This window comes from uncultured Roseovarius sp. (assembly GCF_947259555.1).
Classification (GTDB): Bacteria; Pseudomonadota; Alphaproteobacteria; order Rhodobacterales; family Rhodobacteraceae; genus Roseovarius.
Genome location: NZ_CAMYMD010000026.1, coordinates 135,669 through 151,741, shown reverse-complemented (window position 1 = coordinate 151,741; position 16,073 = coordinate 135,669). Strand labels below are relative to the sequence as shown.

The 16,073-nt window shown below is 60.9% G+C and carries 16 protein-coding genes; 5 read left to right on the top strand and 11 right to left on the bottom strand.

The features are described 5' to 3' along the window. The first annotated feature begins 7 nt into the window (after nucleotides 1–7). On the top strand, nucleotides 8–904 hold the full coding sequence (gene rarD / locus Q0X85_RS04990; protein ID WP_297769813.1) for an EamA family transporter RarD: 897 nt from the start codon (nucleotides 8–10) through the stop codon (nucleotides 902–904). On the opposite strand, the gene Q0X85_RS04985 is transcribed toward rarD, so the two are convergent. Continuing rightward, complete coding sequence (locus Q0X85_RS04985; RefSeq protein ID WP_297769878.1) at nucleotides 865–1,416, bottom strand: TIGR00730 family Rossman fold protein; 552 nt, start codon at nucleotides 1,414–1,416, stop codon at nucleotides 865–867. The two genes, rarD and Q0X85_RS04985, sit on opposite strands and share 40 nt — an antisense overlap. Nucleotides 1,417–1,520: 104 nt before the next feature. On the opposite strand from Q0X85_RS04985, the gene Q0X85_RS04980 reads away from it, so the two are divergent. The 3 genes from Q0X85_RS04980 (at nucleotide 1,521) to Q0X85_RS04970 (ending at nucleotide 5,609) form a co-directional block, all read left to right on the top strand. Then, entirely contained in the window at nucleotides 1,521–2,969 is a 1,449-nt protein-coding gene (locus Q0X85_RS04980) for a LysM peptidoglycan-binding domain-containing protein (protein ID WP_297769810.1), read from the top strand. Nucleotides 2,970–3,033: 64 nt separating this feature from the next. Then, nucleotides 3,034–4,854, top strand: coding sequence for an ABC transporter ATP-binding protein/permease (locus tag Q0X85_RS04975; RefSeq protein WP_297769807.1), 1,821 nt, complete (start codon nucleotides 3,034–3,036; stop codon nucleotides 4,852–4,854). A gap of 170 nt (nucleotides 4,855–5,024) precedes the next feature. Beyond that, nucleotides 5,025–5,609 carry an HNH endonuclease gene (locus Q0X85_RS04970; protein WP_297769804.1) on the top strand — a complete coding sequence of 195 codons (585 nt, stop codon included), beginning with the start codon at nucleotides 5,025–5,027 and terminating at the stop codon, nucleotides 5,607–5,609. 6 nt (nucleotides 5,610–5,615) lie between these two features. Here Q0X85_RS04970 and Q0X85_RS04965 read toward each other — a convergent pair whose 3' ends face one another. Beyond that, on the bottom strand, nucleotides 5,616–6,347 hold the full coding sequence (locus tag Q0X85_RS04965) for a folate-binding protein (protein ID WP_297769801.1): 732 nt from the start codon (nucleotides 6,345–6,347) through the stop codon (nucleotides 5,616–5,618). Between the two features lie 65 nt (nucleotides 6,348–6,412). On the opposite strand from Q0X85_RS04965, the gene Q0X85_RS04960 reads away from it, so the two are divergent. Further along, nucleotides 6,413–7,090 carry a TIGR04283 family arsenosugar biosynthesis glycosyltransferase gene (locus Q0X85_RS04960; RefSeq protein WP_297769799.1) on the top strand — a complete coding sequence of 226 codons (678 nt, stop codon included), beginning with the start codon at nucleotides 6,413–6,415 and terminating at the stop codon, nucleotides 7,088–7,090. 53 nt (nucleotides 7,091–7,143) lie between these two features. Here the strand turns inward: Q0X85_RS04960 and Q0X85_RS04955 are convergent, their stop codons facing one another. From Q0X85_RS04955 to Q0X85_RS04915, 9 genes are all read right to left on the bottom strand, one after another. Next, nucleotides 7,144–7,410, bottom strand: coding sequence for a glucose-6-phosphate isomerase (locus Q0X85_RS04955; RefSeq protein WP_297769797.1), 267 nt, complete (start codon nucleotides 7,408–7,410; stop codon nucleotides 7,144–7,146). A 105-nt stretch (nucleotides 7,411–7,515) separates the two neighbouring features. After that, the gene (locus Q0X85_RS04950; RefSeq protein WP_297769795.1) at nucleotides 7,516–8,421 is read right to left on the bottom strand and encodes a DMT family transporter; all 906 of its coding nucleotides are present in this window, start codon (nucleotides 8,419–8,421) and stop codon (nucleotides 7,516–7,518) included. Continuing rightward, a complete protein-coding gene (locus Q0X85_RS04945) occupies nucleotides 8,418–8,570 on the bottom strand; it encodes a hypothetical protein (protein WP_297769793.1) in 153 nt (50 codons plus the stop codon). Before Q0X85_RS04945 ends, Q0X85_RS04950 begins: the two co-directional genes overlap by 4 nt. A 156-nt stretch (nucleotides 8,571–8,726) precedes the next feature. Further along, nucleotides 8,727–10,676 (bottom strand): acetate--CoA ligase, encoded by a 1,950-nt coding sequence (gene acs / locus Q0X85_RS04940; RefSeq protein WP_297769791.1) that lies wholly within the window; start codon nucleotides 10,674–10,676, stop codon nucleotides 8,727–8,729. 91 nt (nucleotides 10,677–10,767) lie between these two features. After that, a complete protein-coding gene (locus tag Q0X85_RS04935; RefSeq protein WP_297769789.1) occupies nucleotides 10,768–11,523 on the bottom strand; it encodes an ABC transporter ATP-binding protein in 756 nt (251 codons plus the stop codon). Between the two features lie 14 nt (nucleotides 11,524–11,537). Beyond that, entirely contained in the window at nucleotides 11,538–12,296 is a 759-nt protein-coding gene (locus Q0X85_RS04930) for an ABC transporter ATP-binding protein (RefSeq protein WP_297769786.1), read from the bottom strand. A 12-nt stretch (nucleotides 12,297–12,308) separates the two neighbouring features. Next, nucleotides 12,309–13,511: a branched-chain amino acid ABC transporter permease gene (locus Q0X85_RS04925; protein WP_297769783.1), complete on the bottom strand. Its 1,203-nt coding sequence runs from the start codon at nucleotides 13,509–13,511 to the stop codon at nucleotides 12,309–12,311. 4 nt (nucleotides 13,512–13,515) lie between these two features. Beyond that, a complete protein-coding gene (locus Q0X85_RS04920) occupies nucleotides 13,516–14,547 on the bottom strand; it encodes a branched-chain amino acid ABC transporter permease (RefSeq protein WP_297769781.1) in 1,032 nt (343 codons plus the stop codon). Between the two features lie 107 nt (nucleotides 14,548–14,654). Then, entirely contained in the window at nucleotides 14,655–16,001 is a 1,347-nt protein-coding gene (locus Q0X85_RS04915) for a substrate-binding protein (RefSeq protein WP_297769778.1), read from the bottom strand. Between the last annotated feature and the right edge of the window lie 72 nt (nucleotides 16,002–16,073).

Genomic DNA, 16,073 nt, shown 5'->3' with positions numbered 1-16,073 from the left:
GTTTGAAATGCGCGAGGCGACCAAAGGCATCATCGCGATGGTTGCGGCCTGTACGATCTGGGGCCTTTCTGGCATTTATTACAAATTGCTCGATCATGTTCCGCCGATTGAGATTCTCGCCCATCGCACCCTTTGGTCCTGTGCGTTCTTTGCGTCTATCCTCTTCCTGCAAGGGCGTATATCCGTTCTTGGCCAAGCTCTTGCAGAGCGGCGCTCATTGATGATGATCGGGTTTGCCGCCCTGACGATTTCGACAAACTGGTTCGTTTTCATCACCTCTATCCATGTCGGGCGCGCGATGGAGGCGTCTCTTGGTTACTATATTTTCCCCCTTGTGGCGGTTCTTCTGGGGGCACTCGCTTTCCGTGAGCGTCTTGGAAAGGCACAGCTCTTTGCAGTTGGGCTCGCACTCTGCGCGGTTGCGACGCTGACAGTCGGCCTTGGCGTCCCGCCTTGGATCGCGCTTGTTCTGGCCACCAGCTTTGGACTGTATGGCCTTGTTAAAAAAGGCCTTTCAGTGGGGCCGGTCGTGTCCGTCACGGCAGAGGTTTTGCTCCTTTCGCCGATTGCTCTGGGCGTTTTATGGTATTTTCACGCTGATGGTCATGGGGCTTTCGGTATCAATTGGCATGATAGCCTTTTGCTGGCATTCTCGGGCATCCTGACGGGTACGCCTCTTATTCTGTTCAGCTACGCCACCAAGCGCGTCACGCTCGCCACAGTCGGGCTGGTGCAGTACACAAATCCGACGATTCAATTTTTGGTCGCGATGCTGATCTTCCGCGAGGCGTTCAGTTTTTGGCATGCCGTCGCCTTCGCGATGATCTGGACCGCACTTGCGATCTATACTACCGCGAGTCTGCGTCAGGATAGGGCGGCGCGAAGAGCAGTTGTCAAATCCTGAATGGTATCAACGGTTTGTACAAAGGTGTTGAGGCTTTGGTCGGCAAATCCCTCGGAAATCACATGATCCAGCAAATGTGTCAGAGGTGTCCAGTAGGCATCTGTACTCAAAAGGAAAATAGGTTTGTCATGCAATCCGAGCTGCCGCCAGGTCAGGACTTCGAAGAATTCGTCAAGTGATCCTGCGCCGCCGGGCAATACAACGATGGCGTCGGAATTCATGTACATGACCTTTTTCCGTTCATGCATTGTCTCTGTCACGACATATTGTGTCAGGTCGCGTTTGCCCATTTCTCTGGATACGAGATGTTTCGGTATCACCCCGAACGTGCTGCCCCCGGCGGCCTGTGCGGCGCGGGCGGTGGCACCCATCAAACCCACGTCGCCCGCGCCAAAAACCAGCCGCCAGCCATGGCTTGCCAACATTGTGCCGACAGCGGTCGCCGCGTCTTCATACCTCGTGTTGCGGCCAGAGCGCGCACCGCAAAAAACACAAACGGAAGGGGCTGGCATTGCGTGACTCCGGACTGATAAACGGTTGCTTTGACCCCTGATAGCCTTGTTGCTATTGTCGGGCAACCTGGCAGCGGGCCACGGCATGGGGATGTAAGGAAAAAATGAGTAAATTCGGCGGTTTAGGATCTGGGCCTGCGATGGGGGTGGCCGGGCTTGCAGCGGTCGGTCTTGTGGTATTCACGGTCTACCGGAATACCGGCGAGATCGCTGAACCCGATGCAGTGATCACAACGGAGCGCGCGCCTGCGCCAGCGTCCGAGATGGTGTCCGAACCGGAGATGGCCGACAACGATACGCCCGAGGTGAACAAAGCCGAAGTGGCTGAACCTGAACCTGAACCGCGGGATACGCCGCCGATCCCATCGTCTCCTGCCATTGACACATTTCGGCTAGAGCCGGATGGGCAAATGATCGTGGCCGGTCAAGGCGAGCCGGGCTGGGATGTGTCCATTCTTTTGGACGACATCAATATTGGCTCTGTTGCCTCTGATAATGCAGGAAAATTCGTCCAGTTCCTTGATCTTCCGACGAGTGACGCGCCGCGCATCCTTACGCTTAGCATGCGGTCTGGGGAGACTGGCGAGGAGATCGCATCACGAGACGAGATCATTATCGCCCCGACACCGAACGTAGAGGCTGTCGATCCGCAAACCGAGGCTCTGGTTTCGCTGACCGATGCGGTTGCGCCGGAGCCGGAGCCTGTTCGAAAGGCTGTCACAGACACTCAGACGCTGCCGCTTGACCGAAAGGTCATGGGACAGGACGCGGACGTTATGCCGGAGATCGCCGAGGCCGCAGCCCAGATTGACGAAATCATCCCAGAAAACGAGGATGCAGCGCATGGCGAGAGCATTTCTCCCGAGACACAATCCGTGTCTCCGTCGCAGCCCGGAGCCTTGTCCGGCGAGGATGACGCGTTGACGGGGTTGGCCGGCGGCCAACCGGAAACGATCCCTGATCTCGACGGTGACAAAGTGGATCCTGCATCACCCGTGTCCGGTCGTGGACAGACCGTCCTCTTGGCTAATGACAGCGGCATCCGAGTGCTTCAGGCACCGGTTTCAGGCCCGGCACCCGAGGTGATGTCAAGCGTGGCCCTGGATGCGATCAGCTATACGCCAGATGGCGAAGTTGAGTTGACGGGGCGGGCGCAAGGAACTGGTTTCGTGCGTATTTATCTAGACAATAAACCGATCACAACGTCCCGTATCGCGGCTGGCGGAAACTGGCAGACCGAGTTGCCCGAGGTGGATACCGGCGTTTATACCCTGCGCGTTGATGAAGTGGACAGTGCCGGCAAAGTGACCTCGCGTGTCGAGACTCCGTTCAAGCGTGAGGATCAAGCTATTTTGAGGGCAGAGGAGGCGAAAGACACGGCCACGCGTGCCATCCGGGCCGTCACGGTACAGCCAGGCTCTACCCTATGGGCGATTTCGCGCGAAACATACGGGCGCGGCATCCTTTATGTGCGGGTCTTCGAGGCCAACCGGGATCGTATTCGCGATCCCGATCTTATCTATCCCGGTCAGGTCTTTACGCTGCCGCGATAGGCAGGGCTGGCAATCCTTGTTCCTCAGCGCTATCTCTGGGACAAGTGATTGAAAAGGCTAGCTCATGCGCCATGCCAGCATAACAACGACGCAGCCGCCCGCGAATGGCTGGAGTGTGGTGCGCCGCGTTGCACCGTATTTGTGGCCTGCCGATCAGCCTTGGGTCAAGCGTCGCGTCGTATTTGCCGTGATCGCGCTTGTCCTTGCGAAACTGATCAGCGTCGGCACGCCGTTTTTCTACAAGGCCGCGGTCGATGCGCTCGCAGGAGAAGGGCAATCGGCGGCGTGGATGTTGGGCGCCGGGGCGGTCGGGCTGACCGTGGCCTACGGCATGGCGCGGTTGATGACGGTTGGCTTTCAGCAATTGCGTGATGTGATTTTCGCGCGGGTAGCGCAGCGCGCCCTGCGCGCGCTCGCATTAGAGACCTTCCAACATATTCACGCGATGTCAATGCGGTACCATATCAGCCGCAAGACTGGTGGTCTCAGTCGCATCATTGAACGTGGCGTCAAAGGCGTGGAATTCCTGCTGCGATTCCTGTTGTTTTCCATCGGGCCTTTGGTGCTTGAGTTGCTTTTGATTGGAGTGGTGCTCGCGGTTGTTTTTGACATTTGGTATCTGGTGGCCGTTGTAGCCGTCATCGCCGCCTACGTTGGCTTCACCTTCAAGGTGACCGAATGGCGGGTGCGGCTGCGCAAGGAAATGAATGACCAGGATACCGACGCCAACCAAAAGGCAATCGACAGTCTGCTCAATTTCGAGACAGTCAAATATTTCGGCGCAGAGGGCAGGGAAGCGGCACGCTACGATGCAGCGATGGCCGGCTATGAGCGAGCGGCGCTACAGACATCCTACTCTCTGGCATTTCTCAACTTTGGACAGTCCTTACTGATAACCGGCGGCTTGGTGGTCGTCATGGTGATGGCGGCCTTTGGGGTCCAGTCCGGCGCAATGACCGTGGGTGATTTTGTGATGGTCAACGCTTACATGATCCAGATCACCATGCCCCTCAACTTTCTCGGTACCGTTTACCGGGAAATTCGACAGTCTTTGGTTGATATGAGTGAAATGTTCGGTTTGTTAGAAAAAAAGCCGGATGTTGAGGATAAGGTTGATGCCAAGGTTCTGAAAGTAAAAAAAGCATCGGTGCGATTTGATGCGATTGACTTTGGATATGAGAGCGACAGGCCGATCCTCAAGGGGGTTACGCTGGATGTGCCGGAGGGGCGCACAGTTGCCGTGGTCGGGCCGTCAGGCTCCGGGAAATCGACCATCGGGCGGCTGCTGTTTCGCTTTTATGATGTACAGGCGGGCGCGGTGCTCATCAACGGGCAGGATGTGCGCGACGTGACGCAGGACAGTTTGCACGCGGCAGTTGGTGTCGTGCCGCAGGATACGGTTCTCTTCAATGACACGATTGGCTACAACATCGCCTACGGTCGCGCCGGGGCCACTCAGGCCGAGATCGAGGCGGCGGCGCGGGCCGCGCAAATCCATGACTTCATTGTCAGCCTGCCGGACGGATATGCAACGCAAGTCGGCGAGCGCGGCTTGAAGTTGTCGGGCGGCGAGAAGCAGCGCGTGGGTATTGCACGCGCATTGCTTAAAAACCCGCCGATCCTGCTGCTTGATGAGGCGACGAGTGCGCTTGATACGCAGACTGAGCATGAGATTCAGGGTGCGCTCGCGCATGCCGCCGAGGGACGCACGGTGATTACCATTGCGCATCGCTTGTCGACCGTCGCCAATGCAGACAAGATTGCCGTTTTGGATCAAGGTGTTGTGGTTGAACAGGGCACGCATGCCGAGCTTTTGGCAAAGCAGGGGCGGTACGCGGCCCTGTGGCAGCGGCAAGCCAGTGAAGAGGAAGGTGCGGCGGCATAGGTCAAGTGTCACAGGGCGGTTACTTGGCGTCGGTAAACAACCTCTGCACGCGCGCTACATATCGGGCTTGTCAGTCTGTCATCCCGATATATAGTGAATTGAGGACGGGGTGCGGTGCCCGATCTGGCACCTGCGGCCTTCAGGACCGGGGTGAGAGGATAGTCAGTTAGATGGACGGCGATTTCAGGACCGATTTTGTTAGAGAACCCGCAGCACTGCGGCACTTTCCGGCGCTCGTTTTGAATGCCGATTATCGCCCGCTTTCGTACTATCCGCTGTCGCTCTGGACGTGGCAGGAGGCGGTCAAGGCCGCCTGGTCCGACCGCGTGGACATCGTGGCCGAGTATGACCATTGGGTCCGAAGCCCCAGTACCGAGATACGTATACCCTCTGTCATCGTCTTGAAAGACTTTGTAAAACCCCAAAAGCGCGTGGCCTTCACGCGCTTTAATTTATTTCTGCGGGATGAATTCATGTGCCAATATTGCGGGGCACGCGGGGATTTGACGTTTGACCACGTGGTTCCACGTGCCTCCGGCGGTGTGACAAGCTGGGAAAATGTCGTAGCCGCATGTAGCCCTTGCAATCTGCGCAAGGGATCAAAGAGCTTGCGGCGCTCTGGCCTCACGCTCCGCAAGCCGCCCCGGATGCCGGGGGCAGAGCAATTACGAAATCTGGGGCGCAAGTTTCCGCCCAATCACCTGCACGAAAGCTGGCTCGATTTTCTCTATTGGGACGCCGAGCTGGAGGCCTAGCAACGCCTAGAGAGGGCTGACACGAGCCTCTGCGGCCGTAAGCCCAGGCCCCGCGCGGTCAAACCGCAGATAGGCGATGCCGCGCCCGCCTGACTGGGTGTAGAGCGTGCCGGCATGTTTTTCCTCGGGCGTCTTTATCTCTGTGCCCACCGGTGCCGCGCCATCAACTGCGACCAAGGCGAGGCCTTTTCGCAGCTCGGTCTTGTGTTTCATGCGCGCCGTCACCTCTTGGCCCACGTAGCAGCCCTTCTTGAAATCCAAGCCGTTCAAACGATCGAGACCGGCTTCGAGAATGAAGGTGTCGGGCGTGAGTTCAATGCCCGTTTCCGGGATGCAATGGGCGACACGGATCAGGTCAAAATTGCTGCCGTCATCGCCGCCCTCGTCGCCATATGCCCGCCAGCCGAGGTCGGGATGGCGGGGGTCGCCCAAGGCGCCATCGGGAGCGGTGCCCGTGCCGCGCCGTACCTTGATGTCAATCTCGGATATATCGACATCCGCGCGCAGCTTATACATGGCAAGCCGTTTCGCGAGCGCCTGTGCAAGATCCGTATCGACGTCCAGCCAGATCGCATCGCCATGCCGCAGGAGGAAAAAATCGGCCAGATACTTGCCCTGCGGGGTCAGCATCGCGGTATAGAGCAGCCCTTGGTCGAGCTTTGTAAGATCGTTGGTGACAAGCCCCTGCAAGAATGGCTCTGCATCTCCGCCAGTGATCTCGAAAATTGTGCGCGCCATGCCCGTTCCCCTCTGCTTTCCACTGTAATATAGGTCGCGCGGCCAGACACGAAAGGGGTCTTTGCATGCGCGCTGCGCTCTCGGTGATCATTCCCACGCTCAATGCGGCCGAGGCGCTGCCGGGGTGCCTTGCTGCGCTGATCGAGGGGCTTGAGGCGGGGGTGATCCGGGAATTGATCGTGTCCGATGGCGGCTCTGGCGATGCGACATTGAAGATGGCCGATGCGTCAGGGGCGCTAATCCTGCAAGGGGCCCCGTCGCGGGGCGGGCAAATGCGGCGCGGGGCGCAGGTGGCCGGGGGGACATGGCTCTTGTTCCTGCATGCCGATACAGTCATGCCCAAGGGCTGGAGCGAAGCGGTGCGCACGCAGATGGAGGCGGATGGGCCTGCGGCTTTCCGGCTGGCGTTCGATGTCGGCGGGGTGATGCCCTCATTGGTGGCGGGCTGGGCCAATCTGCGCAGCCGCGTGTTCGGATTGCCTTATGGCGATCAGGGCTTGTTGGTTTCGCGCGCTGAGTACGAGGCAGTGGGCGGCTACAAGGACATTCCGTTGATGGAAGACGTGGCGATGGCACGCGCCTTGCGAGGCCGCATCACGCTTTTGCCGTTGGCGGCAAGAACCTCGGCGGCGCGGTATAGACGGGACGGGTGGTTCCGGCGGGGCGCGCGCAACCTGTGGACGCTTGCGCGCTATGTTTGCGGAGCCGACCCGGTCAGCCTCGCGCGGCAGTATCGGCGGTAGTGGCACGTCGGCTTTGGGTGAGCGCCCCAAGACTGCCATCCTAAAGTGTCGGTTCAGCAGGGCACCGTCCGGTAGGTGCCGTCGCCATTCGCATAGGCGCATTGGTTGGAACGGGTGTTGCGCGCGATGAGTGTGCCGGCCGCGGCGCCTGCGAGGGTCGAGAGCACGGTCCAGCCGGCGTTGACGTCGAACACCGCTGCCCCGATCAGCCCCGCGCCTGCACCGAGTGCGGCACCGGTGACCTCGCGGTTGTCACTGGTGTCGATACATCCGGCAAAGGCCAGGCTGGTGATGCTTGCAAGGATCAGGTTGCGTTTCATGATGGGCTCCTTCCTGTGTTGGGTTCTACGGATGCGAACGCAGGATAGGGCAATTTTATTCCCGAGGAAAAACGCGCCTCGGCAAGGGATCGCCGAGGGGGGCTGTCATACCATGGGCGGCGGTGGTCTACGCCGCGCGCCGGACAGGGCGTTGCCCGCGATGGCTGTCAGCAGCACCGCGCCGCCAATCAGCGTGTTTGGCGTCGCGGTCTCGCCCAGCACCATCCAGACCCAGACCGGCCCCAGCACCACCTCGGCCAATGACAACAGGGTCAGTTCGGCGGCTGGCACGGTTTTCGATCCGATGGTGTAGAGGATGAGCCCCGCGCCTACCTGAAAAACCCCCATGCCCAGTGAAATGCCGGTGTCATTGGGCGAGAGCGTGAAACCGAGCCCAAGCACGAGGCAGATCGCGCCCATGATCAGAACGGCGAAGAGACCCGAGAGAAACACCGCAGGCATCATCTCGGTGGCCTTGCCCCACCGCAGCGTGATGGTGAAGCAGGCAAAGCCGAGGGCCGAGCCGATGGCGGCGAGATTGCCCCGGAGCGCGGCCCCCGAGGATTTGTCCCAGACCATGATCGCGATGCCGATACTGGCCACGGCGATGGCCACCCATGTGGCGGGCCGGACGCTTTCGCGCAGGATCAGGCGGCCGAGAATGGCGGCCATCAGCGGGGCCGAGGCAAAGAGCATCATCGCGTTGGCGACCGAGGTGGTCTGCACCGAGTAGATGCCGCCGGTATAGGCCGCGACCAGCGACAGCCCGCCGATCACCCCCGGCCAGCCCATGCGCAGGGCAAGGGTGATCGGGTTCCTGCCGGTGCGCAGGCGGATCACGACGAAGAGTAGCAGGCTCATCGAGATCGAGCGGTAGAACAGGATCTGCCAGACCTGTGCCTCGTCGATCAGGCGGATGCCGAGGCCCACCGTGGACCACAGCACGCCCGCGAAGAACACCAGCGCATAGCCGCGCAGATCGCGCTCGGGCAGGGGGACGGCGAGGGTCACTTGAGGGCCTCGTCCGCAGGGATCTGCGCGGGCAGAACTTTCGCTATGACATCCTGCCCGACAAAGAGCAGCATGCCGGTTTCGATACAGAGAATGCCCTGAAGCGCACGGGACGGCACCGGGGCGGGATGCGCGGATAACATCGCCATTAGCGGTCTTTCACAGGTCTGTCGGGGGTGGGCACGATGGCCTCTTTGCAGCCGTTACATGATTGGATTGCGACTTTCATGTCCGATAGCGACAATATACGAAAAACCCCACAGGCGCGGGGCCTGCGGGGCGATACTCGTTACCTCAAACGGTTCTTAGCCGCGATTCATCCGGTTTTCGATCAACTCGTCCACGACACCCGGATCGGCCAAGGTTGACGTGTCGCCAAGCGAGCCGTAATCGTCCTCGGCGATCTTGCGCAGGATACGGCGCATGATCTTGCCGGAGCGGGTTTTTGGCAGGCCGGGGGCCCATTGGATGAGGTCGGGCTTGGCGATCGGGCCGATCTCGGTGCGAACCCAGGCTTCCAGTTCCTTGCGCAACTCTTCGGTCGGTTCCACGTCGTTCATCAGGGTGACATAGGCGTAGATGCCTTGCCCTTTGATGTTGTGCGGATAGCCCACCACCGCCGCCTCGGCGACCTTGGCATGGGCCACGAGGGCGGATTCGACCTCGGCGGTTCCCATGCGGTGGCCCGACACGTTGATCACGTCATCGACGCGGCCTGTGATCCAGTAATAGCCGTCGGCGTCGCGCTTGCAGCCGTCGCCGGAGAAGTAATAGCCCTTGTATTGCTGGAAATATGTCGCCTCGAAGCGCTCGTGATCGCCCCAGACGGTGCGCATCTGCCCCGGCCAGCTGTCCTTGAGGGCCAGCACGCCGGAGGCTTCGGTATCGGTGATTTCCTTGCCCGATTCCGTCTCCAGCACCACCGGCTCGATCCCGAAGAACGGCAGCGTGGCGCTGCCGGGTTTTGTCGGGATGGCGCCGGGCAGGGGGGTCAGCAGGTGACCGCCGGTCTCGGTCTGCCACCAGGTGTCGACGATGGGGCAGCGGCCCTGGCCGACGTTGTCGTTATACCAGTTCCACGCCTCCGGGTTAATTGGCTCGCCCACGGTGCCCAGCACCTTGAGCGACGAGAGGTCACAGCGGCTGACATATTCGGTGCCTTGCCCCATCAGCGCGCGGATGGCGGTGGGGGCGGTGTAGAACTGGTTGACTTTGTGTTTCTCGCAGACCTGCCAGAAGCGGCTTGCGTCGGGGTAGGTCGGCACGCCCTCGAACATCAGGGTGGTCGCGCCATTGGCCAAGGGCCCGTAGACGATATAGCTGTGGCCGGTGACCCAGCCGACATCGGCGGTGCACCAGAACACGTCGCCTTGGTGATAGTCGAACACCAGTTCCTGCGTCATTGCGGCAAAGACGAGATAGCCGCCGGAGGTGTGCACCACGCCCTTGGGCTGACCGGTCGAGCCGGAGGTGTAGAGGATGAAAAGCGGGTCTTCGGCACCCATTTCCTCGGGCGGGCAATCGGTGGCGGCGTCGCCGGCCAGCGCGTTGTAGTCGTGATCGCGCCCCTCGATCCATGTGGTCTGGCCACCAGTATGCTTGACGACCAGGCATTTCACCTTGTCCGAGCAATGCAGCAGCGCCGCGTCGGTATTGGATTTGAGCGCCGTCTTGCGCCCGCCACGCGGCGCCTCGTCTGCGGTGATGACGACCTTGGCCTGACAGCCGTTGATCCGAGCCGAGAGCGCGTCGGGCGAGAAGCCCGCGAAGACGATGGAATGGATCGCGCCGATCCGGGCGCAGGCGAGCATCGCATAGGCCGCCTCGGGGATCATCGGCAGGTAGAGCACCACGCGGTCGCCGCGTCCCACACCCATATCCTTGAGGACGTTGGCCATGCGGCAGGTGTTCTCGTACAGCTCTCGATAGGTGATGTGCTGCGCCGCATCCTCGGGATTGTCCGGCTCCCAGATGATGGCGGTGCTGTCGCCGCGCGCCTCGAGATGGCGGTCGATGCAGTTGGCAGCGACGTTGAGCGTGCCGTCCTCGAACCATTTGATCGAGACATTGCCGAAGTCGTAATTCACGTCCTTGACGCGGGTGTAGGGCTTGATCCAGTCGATCCGCTTGCCATGCTCGCCCCAGAACGCCACCGGATCATTGACCGAGGCGGCATACATTTCCTTGTATTTCGCGGCGTCCACATGGGCGTTTGCCGCGAACTCTGCGGAGGGGGGGTAGGTGGTGTCGGACATTTGAACAAACCCTTGCTGTCTGCGGTCGATAAAAATTCGGGCCCGCCCCGTTCGTTACAGGGAGAAACAGCCAAGAGCGGGCGTTCCGGCCTCAGATGGCCAGATATTCGGAGCGGAGCTCTTCGTTATCGAGCACTTCCGCTGCCGTACCGTCAAACACGATCCCGCCAGTGTCAAGGATCACGGCGCGGTCGGCAAGCTCCAGTGCGCGCACGGCGTTCTGTTCGACGAGGATAGTGGTGATGCCCTGCTCCTTGATGATGCGCAGGGTTTTCTCGATCTCGTCGACGATCACCGGGGCGAGGCCCTCATAGGGCTCGTCCAGCAGCAGCACCTTGATGTCACGCGCAAGGGCGCGGGCCACGGCGAGCATCTGCTGTTCGCCACCCGAAAGCGTCGTGCCCTCTTGCTTGCGGCGCTCCGCGAGGCGGGGGAAGAGCTCGTAGAGGCGGTCGATGGACCAGCCGATCGGCGGGGCGATCTGCGCCAGTTGCAGGTTTTCCTCGACGGTCAGGCCGGAGATGATGCAGCGATCCTCGGGCACGAGGCCGATACCGGCCGCCGCCGCCTCGTGGCTTTTCATGTTGTGGAGCGGCTGGTGGTCGAGCCATATCTCGCCATGCGTGACCTGAGGGCTGTCCATCCGGGCAATCGAGCGCAGGGTCGTGGTCTTGCCTGCGCCATTGCGGCCCAGAAGCGCGAGGATTTCGCCCTCGTGGACGTTGAAAGAGATGTTCTGGACGATGTAGCTCTCGCCGTAATAGCTCTCCATGTTCCACACCGAGAGGAAGGCGGGGGCGGTTTCGGCGTAGTTCCTGCCTTTGGAAAAGTCGGGTTTGACGTTCATGATCCGCGCTCCTGTCAGGCCGCCGTTTCGCCAAGATACGCTTCGCGCACCTTGGGGTGGCCCTTGATGTTTTCGGGGGTGTCCTCGACCAGCGGGCTGCCCTGCGCCAGAACGGTGATCCGCTCGGCGAGGGAGAACACGACATGCATGTCGTGTTCGATGATCGCGATGGTGATGTCGCGCTCGTCCTTGATCTGTTTCAAGAGGTCGATGGTGTTGTTGGTATCGGCCCGCGCCATGCCCGCCGTCGGCTCGTCGAGCAGCAGCAATTTGGGGGTTTGCGCGAGGCACATGCCGATTTCCAGACGCCGCTTGTTGCCGCGCGACATCGAGGCGGAATGCATGTGGCGCTGATCCTGGAGGTTGAGGTCTTCGAGCATCGCCTCGGCCTGATCAATGATCTCGTTCTCATTGTGCGAGCTTTCGAGCGCATGCATCCGGAATACACCGTCGCGCTTGGCGAAGATCGGGATCATCATGTTTTCCAGCACCGTGAGATCGCCGAAGATTTCCGGCGTCTGGAACACCCGGGAGATGCCCATCTGGTTGATCTCGTAGGGCTTGCGCCCCAGCACTGACTGGCCCTGGAACATGACCGAGCCGGTGTCGGGGATGAGCTTGCCGATCAGCACGTTGAGCAGCGTTGACTTGCCCGCCCCGTTCGGCCCGATGATCGCATGCACCGAGTTTTCCGCGACGCTGAGGTTCACGTCCCCCAGCGCCTGCAACCCGCCGAAGCGCTTGTTGACGTTCTTGACTTCGAGAATGCCCATGTCCTGCGCTCCTTATTCGGCGGGGGTCGATTGGGTGGATTTCTTGGCGTCATCCGGCTTCTTGCGGCGGAAGAGCCGTGCGATGCGCTGGCCACCTTCGACAAGGCCACCGGGCAGGAAGATCACGACGAGCATGAACAGCAGCCCGAGCGTGAGGTGCCAGCCCTTGCCGACGAAGGGATGCACTAGGGTCACCAACAGGTTCTCGATCCCGTCTGGCATGAAGCTGAACCAGCTATGCAGAACGCTGTCGTTGATCTTCGAGAAGATGTTCTCGAAATACTTGATGAAGCCCGCGCCAAGAACCGGGCCGATCAATGTGCCAGCGCCGCCGAGGATGGTCATCAGAACGACTTCGCCTGATGCCGTCCACTGCATGCGCTCGGCACCTGCCAGCGGGTCCATCGAGGCCAGAAGCCCGCCTGCAAGCCCGGCATACATGCCCGAGATCACGAAGGCGGCGAGGGCATAGGGACGCGCGTTGAGGCCGGTGTAGGTCATCCGCGTGTTGTTCGACTTGATCGCCCGCAGCATCATGCCGAAGGGCGAGCGGAAGATGCGGATCGCGATGTAGAAGCTGAGCAGCATCAACACCGCGCAGACATAGTAGCCGACCGAGAAATCGAACGACCAATGGCCCACATTCAGCGTCGAGAACTCGCGCATTTCCATCCCGAAGAGGTTAGTGACCGGGATGGAGCCGTCGGCTGTGCGGCTGACACCGAGGATGCGCGGATCGTCGAGCGTCAGTTGCAGGCCGGTCTCGCCATTGGTGATCGGGGTCAGGACCGAATAGGCGAGGTTGAAGCTCATCTGCGCGAAGGCGAGCGTCAAGATGGCGAAATAGATGCCCGAGCGGCGCAGCGAAATAAAGCCGATGAGCAGCGCGAACAGCCCGGCGACGATCACGCTGAGCAGGATCGCGGGGATGACGTTCATGCTGAGCAGCTTGAACATCCACACCGCCGAATAACTGCCCACCCCGAGAAAGGCTGCGTGACCGAAGCTGAGATAGCCGGTCAGGCCGAAGAGGATGTTAAAGCCAATCGCAAAGATCCCGTAGATCGCGAAGCGCTGCATCAGGTCCGGGTAGCCCGCGTTGAACTGTGCCATCGCGCTGTCGGTGGGGAACGGGTTGAGGATGAAGGGCGCGCCCAATGCCAGAACGGCGACGATGAGCAGCAGCGAGAAGTCTCTTTTATTCAGTCCGAGCATTGTCTTATTCCTCCATCACGCCTTTACGGCCCATCAGGCCCCGCGGACGGGTCAGCAGAATGATGATGGCCACAAGATAGATGATGATCTGGTCGATACCGGGGAGAATCGACTTGATTTCGTTCATCGAGGCAAAGCTTTCGAGCACACCCAAAAGGAAGCCCGCAAGCACTGCGCCCGGCAGCGAGCCCATGCCGCCGACCACCACGACGACGAAGCTCAGCACCAGGAAATCCATGCCCATGTGATAATTCGGCGAGTTGATCGGTGCGTACATCACCCCGGCGAGCCCGGCCACGGCGGCGGCGATGCCGAACATGATGGTGAAGCGTTTGTCGATGTTGATGCCCAGAAGCTGCACCGTTTCGCGGTCGGCCATGCCGGCGCGGACAACCATCCCGAAGGTAGTGAATTGCAGGAAGGCGAACACCCCGCCGATGATCACGGCGGCGAAGGCGAAATAGACCAGACGCCAGTAGGGGTAGATGATCGCATTGGGATCAAAGCCCAGCATCACCCCGAAATCGAACGAGCCGCGGAACACGTCGGGCGCGCCGGTGGGGATCGGGTTGGCCCCGTAGAAATACTTGATGATCTCCTGCAACACGATGGCAAGACCAAAGGTCACGAGGATCTGGTCGGCATGCGGACGCTTGTAGAAATGCTTGATCAGCCCGCGTTCCATGACAAAGCCGATGGCGACCATGACCGGGATCGAGAACAGGATCGCGAGCGGCACCGCCCAGTCTATGATCGCGCCGCCCATATCGGGACCGAGCCAGTCCTCGACATAGGTGGTCTTGACCTTGGCGGGGTTGCCGAGAAAGTCGGTCTTGTTCGGGTCGATCGTCTCGTAGCTGAGGTTGAGGATACGAGACAGCGTGACGGCGCAGAACGCGCCGATCATGAACAGTGCGCCATGGGCGAAATTGACGACCCCGAGCGTGCCGAAAATCAGCGTCAGGCCAAGCGCGATGAGCGCATAGGCCGAGCCCTTGTCGAGCCCGTTGAGAATTTGAAGAATGATTGCGTCCATTGTTCCCACCCATGGGTTAGAGGCGATGCTGGTCTTCTTGTGCGAAAGCGAACCGCCAGGGGAAGCGGCCGCGCGCGGCGTGCGCGCGACCGGTCAGTCACGTCAGGTCACGCGCCCGGGTTGCAGGCCCCAAGCTCGCCGCCGGCGAACATCGGGTGATCGGGTTCGTAGGTGACCTGTGCGGCGGGTGTGACCTCGACCACTTCGAGGAGGTCGAATTCGCTGGTCGGGTTCTCTTTCCCGCGCACAACGAGCACGTCCTTGAAGCACTGGTGGTCTTCGGCACGATAGAGCGTCTTGCCGTTGCCCAGACCGTCGAACTCGAAGCCTTCGAGCGCTTCGCCCACGGCGCAGGGGTTGAAGCTGCCCGCACGGGTGACGGCATCCGCATAGAGCAGGGTCTGGCAATAGCAGGTATGCGCCGCCTGAGAGGGCGGGAAGCCATATTTTTCGCCGAAGGATTTGACGAACGCCTTGGAGGCATCGTCGGTCAGCGACCAGTGCCAGTTTGTCGAGCCGTGAATGCCCTTCACGTTCTCGCCCGCACCACGTGCCATCAGGCGCGAGTAAAGCGGCACGACGATCTCGAAGTTCTTGCCGTTGACTTCTTTTTCGCGCAGGCCGAACTGCACGGCGTTGGTCAGCGAGTTGACCATGTTCCCGCCGTAGTGGTTCAGGACCAGAACATCGGCACCCGAGTTGAGAACCGGCGCGATGTAGGACGAGAAGTCGGTCGCGGCGAGCGGGGTCTTGACCGTGTTGACGGTCTCCCAGCCCAAGGCCTCGGTCGAGGCGACGATCGATTCTTCCTGTGTCCAGCCCCAAGTGTAGTCGGCGGTCAGGTGATAGGCCTTGCGGTCCGAGCCGTAGAGGCTCTGGAGCACCGGAGCCAGAGCGGCACCTGACATGTAGGCGTTGAAGAAGTGGCGGAAGCCGTTGGCCTTCTTGTCCTTGCCGGTGGTGTCGTTGGAGTGCGTCAGACCCGCCATGAAGATCACGCCCGCCTCTTGGCAGAGGCCCTGCACGGCTACAGCCACGCCCGAGGACGAGCCGCCGGTGATCATGATCGCGCCGTCTTTTTCGATCATCGACTTGGCCGATGCGCGCGCGGCGTCGGATTTGGTCTGGGTGTCGCCGGTCACATACTCGACCTTCTTGCCCATGATGCCGTTGCCTTGCAGCGCCTTGGAGCTGAAGGTGTTCATCATGCCGCCGTCGCCGCCACCGTTGAGGTGCTCGACCGCAAGCTCGTACGCGCGAAGCTCGTCCGCGCCCTCATCGGCGTAGGGTCCGGTCTGCGGCACGTTGAAGCCGAGCGTCACCGAGCCGCCGGTGGGCTCGTTGGTGAAGGCCGCGGCGCTGGATGCGGTGAAGATCGTCGGCAGCGCGACGCCGGCCCCGGCGATGGCGCTGGTCTTGATCAGACCCCGACGCGTCAGGTTCGATTTGGACATGGATTCCTCCCATTATGAAAATCGCGGGAAGGGCCTCCTCTTGCGCCTCCCCTGCGCACAACCGTGCAGTTC